The organism is Candidatus Pelagibacter sp. (assembly GCF_052046145.1).
Classification (GTDB): domain Bacteria; phylum Pseudomonadota; class Alphaproteobacteria; order Pelagibacterales; family Pelagibacteraceae; genus Pelagibacter.
Genome location: NZ_JBNGZR010000001.1, coordinates 732,743 through 747,040, shown reverse-complemented (window position 1 = coordinate 747,040; position 14,298 = coordinate 732,743). Strand labels below are relative to the sequence as shown.

The 14,298-nt window shown below is 28.4% G+C and carries 16 protein-coding genes and 1 tRNA gene; 13 read left to right on the top strand and 4 right to left on the bottom strand.

What is annotated here, in order from left to right:
- Position 1: 1 nt before the first annotated feature.
- On the top strand, positions 2-568 hold the full coding sequence (locus ACTT88_RS04040) for an SOUL family heme-binding protein (RefSeq protein WP_440908042.1): 567 nt from the start codon (positions 2-4) through the stop codon (positions 566-568).
- Positions 565-981, top strand: coding sequence for a carbonic anhydrase (locus ACTT88_RS04035; RefSeq protein ID WP_440908041.1), 417 nt, complete (start codon positions 565-567; stop codon positions 979-981). The genes ACTT88_RS04040 and ACTT88_RS04035 overlap by 4 nt, the downstream gene beginning before the upstream one ends.
- Here the strand turns inward: ACTT88_RS04035 and ACTT88_RS04030 are convergent, their stop codons facing one another.
- Entirely contained in the window at positions 982-3,516 is a 2,535-nt protein-coding gene (locus ACTT88_RS04030) for an ABC transporter permease (RefSeq protein WP_440908040.1), read from the bottom strand.
- Entirely contained in the window at positions 3,500-4,165 is a 666-nt protein-coding gene (locus tag ACTT88_RS04025; RefSeq protein ID WP_440908039.1) for an ABC transporter ATP-binding protein, read from the bottom strand. The genes ACTT88_RS04030 and ACTT88_RS04025 overlap by 17 nt, the downstream gene beginning before the upstream one ends.
- Here ACTT88_RS04025 and ACTT88_RS04020 point away from each other — a divergent pair.
- From ACTT88_RS04020 to ACTT88_RS03985, 8 genes are all read left to right on the top strand, one after another.
- Positions 4,164-4,775, top strand: coding sequence for an arylesterase (locus ACTT88_RS04020; protein ID WP_440908038.1), 612 nt, complete (start codon positions 4,164-4,166; stop codon positions 4,773-4,775). The genes ACTT88_RS04025 and ACTT88_RS04020 overlap by 2 nt on opposite strands.
- Complete coding sequence (locus ACTT88_RS04015) at positions 4,776-5,231, top strand: hypothetical protein (RefSeq protein ID WP_440908037.1); 456 nt, start codon at positions 4,776-4,778, stop codon at positions 5,229-5,231. It begins immediately after the preceding gene.
- A gap of 40 nt (positions 5,232-5,271) precedes the next feature.
- The gene (locus tag ACTT88_RS04010; protein ID WP_440908036.1) at positions 5,272-5,820 is read left to right on the top strand and encodes a tetratricopeptide repeat protein; all 549 of its coding nucleotides are present in this window, start codon (positions 5,272-5,274) and stop codon (positions 5,818-5,820) included.
- A gap of 93 nt (positions 5,821-5,913) precedes the next feature.
- Positions 5,914-6,651 carry a WecB/TagA/CpsF family glycosyltransferase gene (locus tag ACTT88_RS04005; RefSeq protein ID WP_440908035.1) on the top strand — a complete coding sequence of 246 codons (738 nt, stop codon included), beginning with the start codon at positions 5,914-5,916 and terminating at the stop codon, positions 6,649-6,651.
- Entirely contained in the window at positions 6,638-9,088 is a 2,451-nt protein-coding gene (locus tag ACTT88_RS04000; protein ID WP_440908034.1) for a GcvT family protein, read from the top strand. The genes ACTT88_RS04005 and ACTT88_RS04000 overlap by 14 nt, the downstream gene beginning before the upstream one ends.
- Positions 9,089-9,137: 49 nt before the next feature.
- Positions 9,138-9,347 carry a hypothetical protein gene (locus ACTT88_RS03995; protein WP_440908033.1) on the top strand — a complete coding sequence of 70 codons (210 nt, stop codon included), beginning with the start codon at positions 9,138-9,140 and terminating at the stop codon, positions 9,345-9,347.
- Between the two features lie 69 nt (positions 9,348-9,416).
- Positions 9,417-9,493: transfer RNA gene (locus ACTT88_RS03990), tRNA-Met, on the top strand.
- Positions 9,494-9,499: 6 nt separating this feature from the next.
- Positions 9,500-10,018 carry a phosphoribosyltransferase gene (locus ACTT88_RS03985; RefSeq protein ID WP_440908032.1) on the top strand — a complete coding sequence of 173 codons (519 nt, stop codon included), beginning with the start codon at positions 9,500-9,502 and terminating at the stop codon, positions 10,016-10,018.
- A gap of 1 nt (position 10,019) precedes the next feature.
- Here the strand turns inward: ACTT88_RS03985 and ACTT88_RS03980 are convergent, their stop codons facing one another.
- The gene (locus tag ACTT88_RS03980; RefSeq protein WP_440908031.1) at positions 10,020-11,054 is read right to left on the bottom strand and encodes a GMP reductase; all 1,035 of its coding nucleotides are present in this window, start codon (positions 11,052-11,054) and stop codon (positions 10,020-10,022) included.
- Between the two features lie 70 nt (positions 11,055-11,124).
- The gene (locus ACTT88_RS03975) at positions 11,125-11,652 is read right to left on the bottom strand and encodes an adenine phosphoribosyltransferase (RefSeq protein WP_440908030.1); all 528 of its coding nucleotides are present in this window, start codon (positions 11,650-11,652) and stop codon (positions 11,125-11,127) included.
- A 41-nt stretch (positions 11,653-11,693) separates the two neighbouring features.
- On the opposite strand from ACTT88_RS03975, the gene ACTT88_RS03970 reads away from it, so the two are divergent.
- Genes ACTT88_RS03970 through ACTT88_RS03960 form a run of 3 tightly spaced genes read left to right on the top strand, consistent with a single transcriptional unit; the run spans position 11,694 to position 14,295 of the window.
- The gene (locus ACTT88_RS03970; protein WP_440908029.1) at positions 11,694-12,566 is read left to right on the top strand and encodes an S-methyl-5'-thioadenosine phosphorylase; all 873 of its coding nucleotides are present in this window, start codon (positions 11,694-11,696) and stop codon (positions 12,564-12,566) included.
- Positions 12,563-13,633, top strand: coding sequence for an S-methyl-5-thioribose-1-phosphate isomerase (mtnA, locus tag ACTT88_RS03965; RefSeq protein ID WP_440908028.1), 1,071 nt, complete (start codon positions 12,563-12,565; stop codon positions 13,631-13,633). Before ACTT88_RS03970 ends, mtnA begins: the two co-directional genes overlap by 4 nt.
- On the top strand, positions 13,630-14,295 hold the full coding sequence (locus ACTT88_RS03960; protein WP_440908027.1) for a class II aldolase/adducin family protein: 666 nt from the start codon (positions 13,630-13,632) through the stop codon (positions 14,293-14,295). Before mtnA ends, ACTT88_RS03960 begins: the two co-directional genes overlap by 4 nt.
- Positions 14,296-14,298 lie beyond the last annotated feature (3 nt).

Below are 14,298 nucleotides of genomic sequence, written 5' to 3'. Positions count from 1 at the left end.
AATGAAAATTATTAAACTTTATTTTATAGTATTTTGTACTTTATTTATTTTACCTTATTCTGCAGTTATGGCTTATGAAGAAGCAAATTATGAAGTTGTCTCTAAAAATGAAGTTTATGAGATTAGAATATATTCTGATCGTTTAGCGGTGGAAACAATGAAATCTGGAATAGATAGTAATTTTAGAAAGTTATTTAATTACATTTCAGGCAGAAACGATACCCAAGAAAAAATTAAAATGACTACCCCAGTTACTCAGGTTGAGAAAAATGGAAATATGAGTATGCAATTTTACTTGCCCTCTAAATTTAATTCAGAAAATGCACCAAATCCAAGCAGGAAAGATGTTAAGATAGTTAACATTGAAGGAGGATACTACGCAGTACTGAGGTATTCTGGACGAGCATCAGATGGAAATTTTATTAAACATAAAGAAATTTTAGAAAAAGAGTTACAAAAAAACAATATATCAATTATAAGCCCACCAATTAGAGCAACTTATGACAGTCCATTTACCCTTCCAATGAATAGAAGAAATGAGGCTATGTTTAAAGTGGAATTAAATTGAAGAAATCAAAATTTAAAGCAATGGTGTTATCTTGTATGGATCCAAGATTTCAACATTTAGTTCATAATCACTTAAAGAAAAAAAAATTAATAGGAAAATACAGCGCTTTTACAATTGCAGGTTCAGCGGTTGGGGTTACACATAATAAATTTAAAAAATGGCATAAAGCGTTTTATGATAATTTAGAAACCTCTATTCAATTACATAAAATAGAAAAATTAATTGTGATTAATCATAAAGATTGTGGTGCAGCTAAAATTGTAAATGGAAAAAAAGAATTTAGTCCAGTAAATGAAAAAAAAATTCATAAAGAATCTTTCTCTAAAATTAAAAAACAAATAAAAAAAAGATTTCCAAAATTGAGAGTAGAATTAAATCTAATTTCTTTAGATAATAAAATTACTAAATTCTAATTATTGATTTCTTATTAGAGGATAAACTTTAGGATTTAGATATTTCAAGTTTGTTAGCAATATTAAAATTAAAGTAACAAAGCCAATTGAAAATCCTAAATAAATTAAAACTTTAAAGTCAAACATCCACACTAGCTCAAAAATATTTTCTATAATAAATTTTGAACCAATAACCGCAAAGAGTATTGCAATTAAAATTACAGATTTAAAAATAATAATGAATTCAATTAACGAAGAAAAAACAATTTGTTTTTTTGAAAAACCTAAAATTTTAAAGACTAAATTTTGATATTCTTTTACTTTTCCTTGAACCATAATTGCACTCGAAATTACAATTAAACCAATAACAATAGTAACTGCTGAAATTAAAGTAACTGCAATAAATACTTTATTTAAAACAGCTGTAACTTTAGATAAATAATCTGCAATTTTTATTATTGATAAACTTGGCATAATTTCAATCATTTCAGTTTCATCAAATTTATTTGAATTAAATTTTGCAGTAGCCAAATATTCGTGTGGAATATTTTTTGCAAATTGAGGGTTAAATAACATTGCAAAGTTGATGCTTAAATCTCGATAATCTACCTCTCTGAAATTAATTATTTTTCCTTCAATTTCACGCCCATAAACATTTAAAGTAAAAATATCTCCTAACTGGATATTTAAATCTTTAGCAACTTTTGCATCTAAAGATATTTGAAGTTGATTAGGGTTTGATAAATCCCACCATTCACCTTGTAAAATTGGATTGTCTACAGGTACATTTTCTACCCAAGAAGATCTTCGTTCACTACCAATTACCCAGTAACTATCATTATCTGGTTTAATATAAGTGTTAGGATCTATACCATTAATTTTAACAATTCCAGAGGATACCATTGGCACAATTTCAATAGATGCATTTGGATCCATATTTAAAATTCCTTGTTCAAATTTCTCTCTTTCTCCCTTTTGAATACCTACGAAGAAATAATCAGGCGCAATATCAGGAATAGATTTAGCAATTTCTCTTTGAAAATTTGTACCAACTAAAGCTAGGGTTAATAGCAAAGTAACCCCTAAGCCAAGAGACATAACTGTAATAGGAGTAATACTTTTTGTTTGGGTAATATTTTTAATTGAAACTTTTAAAGAAATTATTGAACTAGATTTGAATTTTTTTAGAAAAAAAATGATTAATTTTGAAAGCAAGAAAAATACAATTAAACACACAAAAAAAGCAACAAAGTAACCCAAGCTATAAAAAGGTTGTTCAGATCCAATCGTGAATAATAAAATTAAGATAGATAGTAAAACAAAGCTTAGAAAAACTGATCTCTTAGAATAATAAAATTGAAGGTTTTGAAATACGTTTCTAAATAAATTAGATGCTTTTACTTGATCAATAGAACTGATTGTTGGAATAGAAAAAATTATAAGAACCAACAAACCTACTAAAAATATTTTTAAAAAATTAAGTAATGAAAATACTGGATAAACATTCAATCCTAATCCATCAGATAAATATTTATCTGCTATTGGAACAATTAAAAAACTGGATCCATAAGCTAAAACAGTAATGATAAATAAAAGCATAAGTAACTGTAGATAATAAAGTGTTTTAATATTACCTGAATAAAAGCCAACTGCCTTTCTAACAGCTATCGACATATTGTTTTGATTAATAAAAGAAAGCAAAGTATTTGCTATTCCAATACCTGCTATCAACATTGCACTGATAGATACAAGAGATAAAAATTGAGAAAAATTATTAATAATTCTCTTTATACCACTCGCAGAATTTTCAGGATATCTAAGTTTAACTTTTTGATCGTCTTTAAAGATTTCTTCAATTCGTTGTTCAATTTCCTCTGGCTTATCATTTTCATTAAACTTTACTTTGTATTCATAGTTTAAAAAATTTCCAATACCATTAAGTTTTAAAATTTCTAAAGTTTGTTTTCCTGCTAAAGCCCAATCGCCAAATGCAACAAATCCACTTACATCTGGCACTGATTTAATAATTCCAATTACTTTAAAATTTTGATCTTGAACTTTTACTATTTCATTAATTTTAATATTTAAGGTTTTTGATAAACTTTCATTAATCAAGATAGTATTGGGCTCTTTTTGCATTCTTTCATAAGCACCAATTGGTTCATAAACAACATTTCCATATAAAGGATATTTTTCATCCACAGTTTTAATTCTAGTAAATAATGATTTATTTTTTTCTCTGCTAGTAGTTGAAAGCATAGTACTGAACTCAATCATTTGAGAAACAGTTGCAAATTCTTTTACTTGATTAACTAAATCTAAATTTCCCTGATTACGATTGTAATCAATTTCTAAATCTCCACCTAGAAGTGCTTTGGCATTATCATTAAGTTCTTTTTTAAGACTATCTTCAATTGTGAAAATAGCACTTAAGATAAAAAGACTTATAAATAGCGTAACAATGATACTAGAAATTTTATAATAATTTCTGCTTAAATCTTTTAAAGCATATTTGAAAATCAAACCAAATTCTGAAGGATTATTTAATTTTTCCATCTTTAATTTTTATTTTTCTTTTAGCTTTGTCAGCAAGCTTAGGATCATGAGTTACCATTATTAAAGACGAACCTTCTTCTTTTACATATTTAAATAAAATATTTGCAATCATGATAGAATTTTCTGTATCTAGGTTTCCTGTTGGTTCATCTGCTAAGATTAGTTCTGGTTTCATCGCAATTGCTCTAGCTATAGCAACCCGTTGCTGTTCACCACCTGATAATTGACTTGGTAAATTATTAAAACGGTGTTTCAAACCAAAACGATCTAATAAAATTTTTGCTTCTTTTTCTGGATTTTTAAAATTATTAAGTTCAAGCGTTAGAGCAACATTTTCAACTGCTGTATAATTAGGAATTAAATAAAACGACTGAAATATTATTCCAATATTTTTCTTTCTTATTTCCGATACTTCGTCTTCACCAAGTACTGTTATGTCTTGATCATTAAAAATAATTTTGCCAGAGGTTGGTTTTTCTAAGCCTCCAATTAACATTATTAAACTTGTTTTCCCTGAGCCACTTTCTCCAACTACTGAAACAGTTTCTTTTTTCTTAATATTTAAATCAATATTCTTTAAAACACTGATATTATCTTTACCAGTTTGGTATTTGAGATTTATTTTTTTTAATTTAAGAAGAGCACTCATGAATAAAACAATATTTATTAAAGTTTTGATACTCTTTCTAGTGCACATAAACGCAAGTGCAATAGAAAAGGTAGTTTTATTTGGTGATAGTTTGATGGCTGGTTATGGATTACCTAAAGAACATCATTTATCAATAGTTTTAGAAAACAATCTTAAGCAGGCTGGTTTAAATATCAAAGTTATTAATGGAAGTGTCTCTGGAAGCACTTCGTCAGGTGGGTTGAATAGAGCTGATTGGAGTTTATCAGAGTCAGGTATTGATTTAATTATTTTAGGATTAGGAGCTAATGATATGCTAAGAGGAATTCAACCAGAAGAAACAGAAAAAAATTTAGAACAAATAATAAAAGTTGCTCAGAATAAAAAAATTAAAATTATTTTAGCTGGAATGGTGGCGCCAGATACTCATGGGGAAAAATATAAAAAAGAGTTTGATGCTATTTATCCAAAGTTATCAAAAAAGTATAATTTAACATTAATCCCATTTCTTCTTGAAGGTGTGGCACTTAATCCAAGTTTAAATCAAGAAGACGGTATACACCCCAATAAAGATGGAACAATTAAAGTAAGTGAAACAATAAAAAAAAGTATTATTAATATAATTAATTAAATGAAAATCTTTCTATCAATATTCAGCTTATTATTTTGTATTAATTTTGCACAAGCTCAAAATACAAATATTACTCTAAATTCTGATTTGAATTTAAATTGTAAATTTGAAAAGGTTATACTTAAAAATCCAAACCATAACTTTGAGTCTTTCACTAAAGATCAAATTCAAAGAAAAGATATTGATAAGTTAATAATTGAGTCAAAAACACCAGATATTTTAATTGTTAAAAATTTATCAGAATTTTTTAATAAAATTGATTTAGAGGTTAAAATTTCGAATAAGGATATTTTTTTAATCCAGGCATTTGATAAAGAGAGGAATTACTCTGAGTCTGCAGTCTATACTAGAAAAACAGGTGAACTTATTCACGAAATCACAACCAATATAAAACAAGAGGAAAAAGAGAAAGATATTTCTTTTTATAGTTGTAAAAATAACAACAAAGACACTTAAGACCAAAGACTCTAATTCTAATATTTGATAATATCTAAACATGAAGAAATTATTCTTTGTAATTTTGGTTTATTTATTTTCACAGGTTAGCTCTTTAGCAAATGAAAGGGATACTAGACTGAACCAATTGTTTAATGAGTTAAAAGCAAATAAATCGAAAGTAGCTCTTATAATTGAACAAGAAATTTGGGCTTTATGGAGCACCCATCCAACAGATGAAAAACTTACTGCAAGATTAGAGGAGGGTTCTCAATTTGTGAGAGATCAAAACTATATAAAAGCAAAAGATATTTTTACTGAAGTTATTAATCTTGATCAAAGTTGGGCTGAGGCTTGGAATAAAAGGGCAACTGTACTTTATATGTTAGGAGAATTTCAAAAGTCACAAGATGATATAGATCAAGTATTAGCCTTAGAACAAAGACACTTTGGAGCTTTAGCAGGACAGGGTTTAGTAAATATTCAACTTAAGAATTATGAAAAAGCAATTAAAAGTTATGAGCAAGCTCAAGATATTTATCCAGCAATGCGGTCGCCAAAAATAATGATTAAACAAATAAAAGAATTGATAAAAGAACAAAGTATTTAATTTTCAAAATTGTAAATTTTTACTTAAAAGATAAGTTTTGGTTGTTGTCTGATTCAATCATGAGTATATTGTTTTAGTTAATCCCAAATCTAAATGAATAAAATTATTTTTGAAAAAATCAGATTTATTAATATCACTTTAAATGATTTACCTGAAATTCTCAAAAAAAATGGACTTTTCCTTTTTCCATCTGCTCCTGGATTAGCAAGTATTAAGAAACAAATTAATTATTATAATTCACTAAAACAAGCAGATTATGTTTTTTTTGATAGCAGTTTTTTCGTTATTTTGTTGAGAATTTTTAAGAATATAAAGTGTCATAGATTTTCAGGTTATACTTTTTTTAAATTTTTTTTGAAATATTTGAGCACAAAAAAAAATACAAGTATCTTTTTAATAGACCCAAAAATTAAATTTTCAAATAATAATAAAAAATTGATTAAAAATACTGGAGTAAAATCTAAAAATATAAATAACTACATAGCTCCAATTTATAATCCAAATAATTTAAAAGATTTAAAATTATTAAAACTATTAAAAAAAAATAGACCAAAAATTATTTTGATAAATATTGGAGGGGGTACACAAGAGGTATTAGGTCTTTATTTGAAAAAAAATTTGAAATTTAGATGTAAAATAATATGTACTGGCGCTGCAATTTCATTTTTTACTAAAGATCAGGCTCACATAAATGATTTTATTGATAAAAATTATATTGGATGGCTAGTAAGATTTTTGTTTAATCCAATAACTTTTGGCTTAAGATTAATTTATGCATTTAAATTAATTAAAATTGTAATCAACGGAAAAGTCAAAAATGTCTCTTATTAAAAAAAATCCAGCTTCTTGTAAAGTTGTAGTTATTGGTGGAGGTGTTGCTGGTGCCTCTTGTGCATACCATTTAGCTAAATTTGGTTGGAAAGATGTAGTTTTACTAGAAAGAGATCAATTAACATCGGGTACAACTTGGCATGCTGCAGGATTAATAGGACAATTAGGTGCATCTTCCACAATAACTAAATTAAGAAAATATTCCTTAGACCTTTATAAAGAATTAGAAATAACAACAGGACTATCTACAGGCCTTAAACAAAATGGAGCAATTACAGTAGCTTCATCTCAAGAAAGAATGCAGGAATTATTAAGACAAGCCACAACTGCGCAATTATCTAATGTTGAAGTAGAAGTATTAAGCAAAAAAAGAATAAAAGAATTGTATCCAGTCGTAAAAAATGAGGATCTTATTGGAGGTGTTTATATGCCGAAAGATGGTCAGGCAGATCCAGTTGGAGTTACCAATGTATTGGTTAAAGCAGCTAAAATGTTAGGTGTTCAAATATTTGAGAAATCACCAGTAAAAAAAATTTTAATTAAAAATAAAAGAATATGTGGTGTTGAAACTGCTCATGGAAAAATTGATTGTGAATATGTGGTTTTAGCCACAGGAATGTGGTCTAGACAAATTGGAGAAGATATTGGTGTTAGTGTTCCATTGTATCCTAATGAGCACTTCTACATAATTACAGAACCAATGAAAGATCTCCCTAAAGATTTACCAGTCTTAAGGGATTACAATGCTTGTTTATATTTAAAAGAAGATGCTGGAAAAATGTTAGTAGGAATTTTTGAACCTAATGCAAAACCTGCTTTTAAAGATAGCGGCAGGGTTCCTAATGATTTTTCATTTGGAGAATTTCCTGACGATTTTGATCATTTCGAGCCTTACCTTGAAAAATCTTTTCATAGACTTCCAATGTTAGAAAACGCAGGTATAAGAAAATTTTTTTCAGGACCCGAGTCGTTTACACCTGATACTCAATATTTACTTGGAGAAACACCAGAAGTTAAAAACCTTTATACATGTTGTGGTTTTAATAGTATTGGAATAGCAAGCTCTGGAGGAGCAGGAAGAGTAACCGCAGAATGGATGATTAATGGTCATATAAATGAAGATTTATTTTCTCTAGATATAAAAAGATTTCAAAAGTTTCACTCATCAAAAAAATTTATTATGGATAGGGTTACTGAAACATTAGGAGATTTATATAGTATGCATTGGCCTTTTAAACAGCATTCAACTTCAAGAAATGAAAAATTATTACCTTATCATGATGAATTGAAAAAAGCAGGTGCATGTTTTGGTGTAGTAGGTGGGTTTGAAAGACCTATGTGGTATTCCTTAAAAGGAGAAAAATCAGAGTATGAATATAGTTTTAACTATCAAAATTGGTATCCATCGGTAAAATACGAAACAATAAACTCTAGAAAAAATGTTGGGCTTTTTGATTTTTCAACTTTTTCAAAATTTGATTTAAAAGGTGAGAAAGTTCATAGTGATTTACAAAAAATTTGTACAGCTAACATTAAAAATGAAATTGGCAAATCTACTTATACACACATGCTAAATGAGGATGGTGGTATTGAAACAGATGTAACAGTTGTCTGTATTGATAAAAATCATTTTAGAATAGTTAGTTCAGCAGCAACTAGAGAAAGAGATAAGTTTCATATTTTAAAATATTTGTCTTATGAAGTTGAATTTATAGATGTAACTGAAACCATCTGTTGTCTTGGTTTGTTTGGTCCTAAAAGTAGAAATATGATTCAAAAGATAAGTAGTGATGACTTTACATCAGAAAATTTTAAATTTGGTACAGGTAAAAATATAAATATCAATGATATTAAAGTTTGGGCACAAAGAATATCTTATGTAGGTGAACTTGGTTTTGAATTATATGTAAAAAGTGAAGATGCTGTAGATTTATATAAAATTTTAACTAGTGAAGGCAAAAACTTTGACTTGTCTCATTGTGGTATGCATGCAATGGATATAATGAGAATGGAAAGTGGTTTTTTACATTGGGGCCATGATATTTCACCAGAAGAAAATCAGTATCAAGCAGGTTTAAATTTTACTATTAGTTATAAAAAAAATGTTAAATTTATAGGTAAAGATGCTTTATTAAAGATCAAAGATAAGCCACTAGATAAAAGAATGATGATGTTTACTTTAAAGGATAGTAAACCCGGTGAACCTTTGTTGTTACACGAGGAACCTATCTATTTAGATGATAAAATCATTGGAAGAACCACTTCAGGAAATTATTCATTCTGCTATGATAAAAATTTATCATTTGGCTATGTTAATTCAGGAAATACAATAGATACGCTTAAAGATAAAAATTTGTTCATAGAAGTAGAGAAGATCAAATATCCGATCGAAATTCTTTCAAAACCACTAAATACAAAAGATTTTAGAAAAATTTAGTTAATTTTAATTTTATTGTATTTAAGTAGATTAGCTGGTTAAATAAACTGTGAAAAAAAACGATAAAGACACATCACTATTTAAAAGTTATATTGCTAAAAATAAAGATTTTGAGGTAGATAAAATTAAAACTACTAATGTAAATATTTTACTAAACAGAGTTCGATTAGACCAAAAAAGAATTTTAAAAAAAAGAATTGTTTTTTCAATTATTTTAGCTGGTTTAGTTAGCTCATTAGCTATTTATTTTATTATTTAGTTTAGAATCTGATTTAAAAAAGTTTATTGAAACATTAAAGATTTATATTATAAACCATTTATCAATTAAGGCGGGGTAGCTCAGTTGGTTAGAGCGCGGGACTCATAAGCCCGAGGTCAGTGGTTCGATCCCACTTCCCGCTACCAAAAACTATGAAAGATATTTATATAACTTGGGAAGATTATCATAAAAAGATAGAGCAATTAGCTAAAAAAATTCATAATGATCATTTAAAGTTTAATCAAATAATTTGTATTGCAAAAGGTGGATTAAGGGTTGGAGATATTTTTAGTAGACTTTTTAATGTCCCACTAGCCATCTTATCTGTTGAGTCTTACCATGGTGATAGTGACGACATTAAAAATCAACAAGGACAGTTCACTTTTTCAAGAGATTTAGCAAAAACTACTCCAAATTTGGGATCGCATGTTTTATTAGTTGATGATTTAGCTGATACTGGAAAAACTTTAATAAAAAGTATTAAATGGTTAGAACATTTTTATGGTTTTTATTTTGATGAAAAAATTAAAACTGCAGTTTTATGGCATAAATCAACTTCAAAATTTAAACCTGATTATTCTGTAGATTACTTAAAAGATTCTCCTTGGATACATATGCCTTTTGAGAAATATGAAACTACAAATATTAAAGATTTTAAGTTTGAAAAATAAATTATTTAATTAAACTATCATTAAACTGATTTGATACTCTAACAAAAGTTGTGCATTTGCTTAATTGTTTAAGTGAAGGAGCACCAACATAAGTACAGCTACTTCTTATACCGCCAAGAATATTTAAAATAGTATCGTTTATTTTACCTCTATATTTTACTCTTACTTTTCTTCCTTCACTACTTCGATAATCTGATAGTCCGCCATAGTGTTTTTTATTAGCAACTTCAGAACTAGATCCATAAAACTCTATATATTTTTCTCCATTTACTTTTACGATTTTACCATTTCCTTCATCATGTCCCGCAAGCATACCTCCAAGCATTACAAAATCAGCACCACCTCCAAAACCTTTAGCCACATCACCAGGGCAAGTGCATCCACCGTCTGCTATTACATGTGCACCAAGTCCATGAGCCGCATCAGCACATTCGATTACTGCACTTAATTGAGGGTAGCCAACTCCGGTTTGAATTCTTGTTGTACAAACACTTCCAGGTCCTATTCCAACTTTAATAATATCTGCTCCACTTAGAACTAATTCTTGTGTCATATCTGCTGTTACAACATTACCTGCAATTATTGTTTTAGTTGGGTATTTATCTCTTACAGATTTAATGAAATTAGTAAAATGTTCTGTATATCCGTTTGCAACATCAATACAAATAAATTTAAAAAAACTAAATTCTTTTAATACTTTATCTAAATTTTGAAAATCCTCTTTTTTTATACCAACGCTTAGTGCAATATTAGGATATATTTTTTTTATATTTTTATTTTGTTTAATTTTTTTAACGTCATGTTGTTTGGTTAATGATGTGATCATTCCATATTCATTTAATTTTTCAGCAACACTCAGTTCTCCAACCCCATCCATATTTGCTGCCATTATTGGAATACCTGACCATTCATTTTTGCTATATTTGAATCTGTATGTTCTTAAAAGATTTACGTCTTTACGGCTTTTTAAGGTACTTCTTTTGGGTCTAAAAAGTACATCTGAATAATCTAACTTTAGCTCTTCTTCAATTCTCATCGGTAGTTAAGTTATAATCATAAAAATTAATTTCAAACATTATATGGCCTGTGGATAAGTTTTTTACTTTCTAATGTCCTGGAAATTCAATTAAATTCTCAACTTTGTAATTACTTTTTAATAAATTATCTGATCCACCTAGATCAAAGAGGTTTATTACAAATACAAATGCTGCAACTTTACCTTTTGAAATTTCAACTAATTTTGCTGCTGCTTCAGCCGTACCTCCAGTTGCAATAAGATCATCTATTATTAAAACTTCATCTTTTTCATTTATAGAATCTTTATGCACTTCTATTGTTGCTGTTCCATATTCAAGTTCGAAATCCACAGAATGAACATCTGCTGGTAACTTATTTTTTTTTCTAAGCATAATAAACGGTTTTTTAAGAACATACGAAACAGCCGAAGCAAACACAAAACCTCTAGACTCAATAGCAGCTATTTTTGTAAAATTATACTTTTTTGATCTTTCAATAATTTGATTAATTGTTTCTGCAAATGCATTTTCATCTTTAATTAAGGTAGTTATATCTCTAAATAAAATGCCTTTTTTTGGATAATCAGGTATAGATCTAATATAATTTTTTAAATTCATAATAGTAAAATATAAAAGTATAAATAATTAGTTTTTTAATTATGACAACAAATAAATTAGCAATAATTGGTGGCAGTGGTCTTTATGATGTTGAGGAATTCAAAGAAAGAGAGTTACTTGATTTGCAAACACCCTGGGGAAAAACCTCTGATCAGATTCTAAAAACTAAATATAATAACAAGGAAGTTTATTTTTTACCAAGACACGGAAGAGGACATTTTGTTTCTCCTTCAAATATAAATTTTAGAGCAAATATAGATGCACTTAAGCAGTTAGGTGTAACAGATATAGTTTCAGTGTCAGCAGTTGGTTCTCTTAAAGAAAATTTACCTCCGGGAAAATTTGTGATTGTAGATCAATTTATTGACAGAACTTTTGCAAGAAAAAAAACTTTTTTTGATGACGAGATAGTAGCTCATGTATCAATGGCACATCCAACTTCAAATGGTTTAATGAATGCATGCGAAGAGGCAATTAAAAAATCAAATATAGATTATCAAAGAAATGGAACATATGTTGTTATGGAAGGTCCTCAATTTTCTACATTAGCAGAGTCTAATTTATATAGATCTTGGAATGCAGATATAATTGGAATGACAAATATGCCTGAGGCAAAATTAGCAAGAGAAGCAGAAATTAGATATGCATCTGTCTCAATGGTTACAGATTTTGATTGCTGGCATCCAGATCATGAAAATGTTGATGTTCAGCAAGTTATTAAAGTTTTATTGGGAAACGCAGAAAAAGCAAAAATTATGATTAAAAATTTGATTGATAATTTTGAGAGTTATGTTGATCCAAATGATCCCACAAATAATTGTTTAGATGTAGCAATTATCACTGCTCCAGAAAAAAGAACAAAAAAGACTATAGAGAAATTAAAAACTGTAGCAGGAAGAGTTTTAAATAAATGAGAATAGAGGGAAAAGAGTATAGAACTATTTGGTTTGAGCATAATGTTGTTAAGATTATTGATCAAACAAAACTTCCTCATCAATTTGTAATTAAAGAACTTAAAACTGTAAATGATGCAATAAATGCAATTAAAGTAATGGAGGTAAGAGGTGCGCCTCTAATTGGAGGAACAGCTGCTTATGGTCTAGCTTTGGCAGTTCAAGAAAATAAAGATCCAGAATTTATAAAAAAAAATGCAAAAGAATTAATTCAATCAAGACCTACTGCTATTAATTTAAAGTGGGCTGTAGACCGAATGATAAAAAAATTGGCAGGAATTAACAGTGATCAAATATTAAGTATAGCTTTAAATGAGGCAAAAGAAATATGTGATGAAGATGAAAAATTTTGTGAAAATATTGGTATTAATGGATTAAAAATAATTGAAGAAATTTATAATAAAAAAAAAGATACAGTAAACATATTAACACATTGTAATGCTGGTTGGTTAGCAACTATTAATTGGGGTACAGCAACATCGCCAATTTACCATGCACATAAAAAAGGAATACCAGTTCATGTATGGGTAGATGAAACAAGGCCAAGAAATCAAGGTGCAAACTTAACTTCATACGAATTAAACGAAGAGGAAATCCCCAATACTATTATCGCTGATAATACAGGGGGTATTTTAATGCAAAGGGGTGAAGTTGATATGTGTATTGTAGGAACTGATAGAACTTTATCCAATGGAGATGTTTGCAATAAAATTGGAACTTATCTTAAAGCATTAGCTGCTCATGATAATAAAGTTCCTTTTTATGTGGCTCTTCCAAGCTCAACAATTGATTGGGACATCAAAAATGCAAATGATATTCCCATTGAAGAAAGAAATTCAGAGGAATTATCTCATGTTGAAGGCATAGATGAGAATAATAAGATTAAAAAAGTTTTGATATACCCAACTAAAAGTAAAGCTATGAATTTAGCTTTTGATGTAACACCTGCAAAATATGTAACAGGATTAATTACTGAAAGAGGGATTTCTGAAGCTTCTTTCGATGGATTAAGCAAATTATTTAGATGAAAAATTTAAAAGAAAGAGAAGAGGTAATTGAGTATTCAATTAAATTGAATACAACTAATTTATCTCCTTTGAGATCAGGAAATATTTCTGTGAGAGGAATTGAAGATGGTATTGAGGGTTTTTTTATAACTCCATCTGGAAAGAAGTATGAGTCTTTAAAACCAGAAGATATTGTTTTTTTATCTTTAACTGAGGAAAAAGACTTCTTATCTTGGTTTAATTCTGGAAAAAATCCATCATCAGAATGGCGTTTTCACCAAGATATTTATAAAAACAAGTGGGAAGCAAAAGCAATTGTCCATGCTCATTCACCTCATGCTACAGCAGTGTCTACTCATGGAAAATCTATTCCACCATTTCATTACATGATTGCTCTTGCAGGCGGTGAAAATATTAGATGCTCTGAATATGCAACTTTTGGTACCCATGAACTTTCGATGAATATGATTAAAGCCCTAAAAGATAGAAAGGCATGTCTTATGTCGAACCATGGACAGGTTGCATTTGGAGAAAATTTATCTAAAGCGTTCGAGCTTGCTCAAGAGGTAGAAAATATTTGCTATCAATATATTATTGCTTTAAAGATGGGTGAGCCTAAGAATCTTTCATTAGCTGAAATGAAAAAAATCTTAGAAAAAGTTAAAAATTATAAAAGTAGTTAGTTA

What these genes read in the sequence shown, in the direction of transcription:
- ACTT88_RS04040 (WP_440908042.1), top strand. Translation starts at nt 2, where the DNA reads ATGAAAATTATTAAACTTTATTTTATAGTATTTTGTACTTTATTTATT.
- ACTT88_RS04030 (WP_440908040.1), bottom strand. Translation starts at nt 3,516, where the DNA reads ATGGAAAAATTAAATAATCCTTCAGAATTTGGTTTGATTTTCAAATAT.
- ACTT88_RS04020 (WP_440908038.1), top strand. Translation starts at nt 4,164, where the DNA reads ATGAATAAAACAATATTTATTAAAGTTTTGATACTCTTTCTAGTGCAC.
- ACTT88_RS04025 (WP_440908039.1), bottom strand. Translation starts at nt 4,165, where the DNA reads ATGAGTGCTCTTCTTAAATTAAAAAAAATAAATCTCAAATACCAAACT.
- ACTT88_RS04015 (WP_440908037.1), top strand. Translation starts at nt 4,776, where the DNA reads ATGAAAATCTTTCTATCAATATTCAGCTTATTATTTTGTATTAATTTT.
- ACTT88_RS04010 (WP_440908036.1), top strand. Translation starts at nt 5,272, where the DNA reads ATGAAGAAATTATTCTTTGTAATTTTGGTTTATTTATTTTCACAGGTT.
- ACTT88_RS04005 (WP_440908035.1), top strand. Translation starts at nt 5,914, where the DNA reads ATGAATAAAATTATTTTTGAAAAAATCAGATTTATTAATATCACTTTA.
- ACTT88_RS04000 (WP_440908034.1), top strand. Translation starts at nt 6,638, where the DNA reads ATGTCTCTTATTAAAAAAAATCCAGCTTCTTGTAAAGTTGTAGTTATT.
- ACTT88_RS03985 (WP_440908032.1), top strand. Translation starts at nt 9,500, where the DNA reads ATGAAAGATATTTATATAACTTGGGAAGATTATCATAAAAAGATAGAG.
- ACTT88_RS03980 (WP_440908031.1), bottom strand. Translation starts at nt 11,054, where the DNA reads ATGAGAATTGAAGAAGAGCTAAAGTTAGATTATTCAGATGTACTTTTT.
- ACTT88_RS03975 (WP_440908030.1), bottom strand. Translation starts at nt 11,652, where the DNA reads ATGAATTTAAAAAATTATATTAGATCTATACCTGATTATCCAAAAAAA.
- ACTT88_RS03970 (WP_440908029.1), top strand. Translation starts at nt 11,694, where the DNA reads ATGACAACAAATAAATTAGCAATAATTGGTGGCAGTGGTCTTTATGAT.
- mtnA (WP_440908028.1), top strand. Translation starts at nt 12,563, where the DNA reads ATGAGAATAGAGGGAAAAGAGTATAGAACTATTTGGTTTGAGCATAAT.
- ACTT88_RS03960 (WP_440908027.1), top strand. Translation starts at nt 13,630, where the DNA reads ATGAAAAATTTAAAAGAAAGAGAAGAGGTAATTGAGTATTCAATTAAA.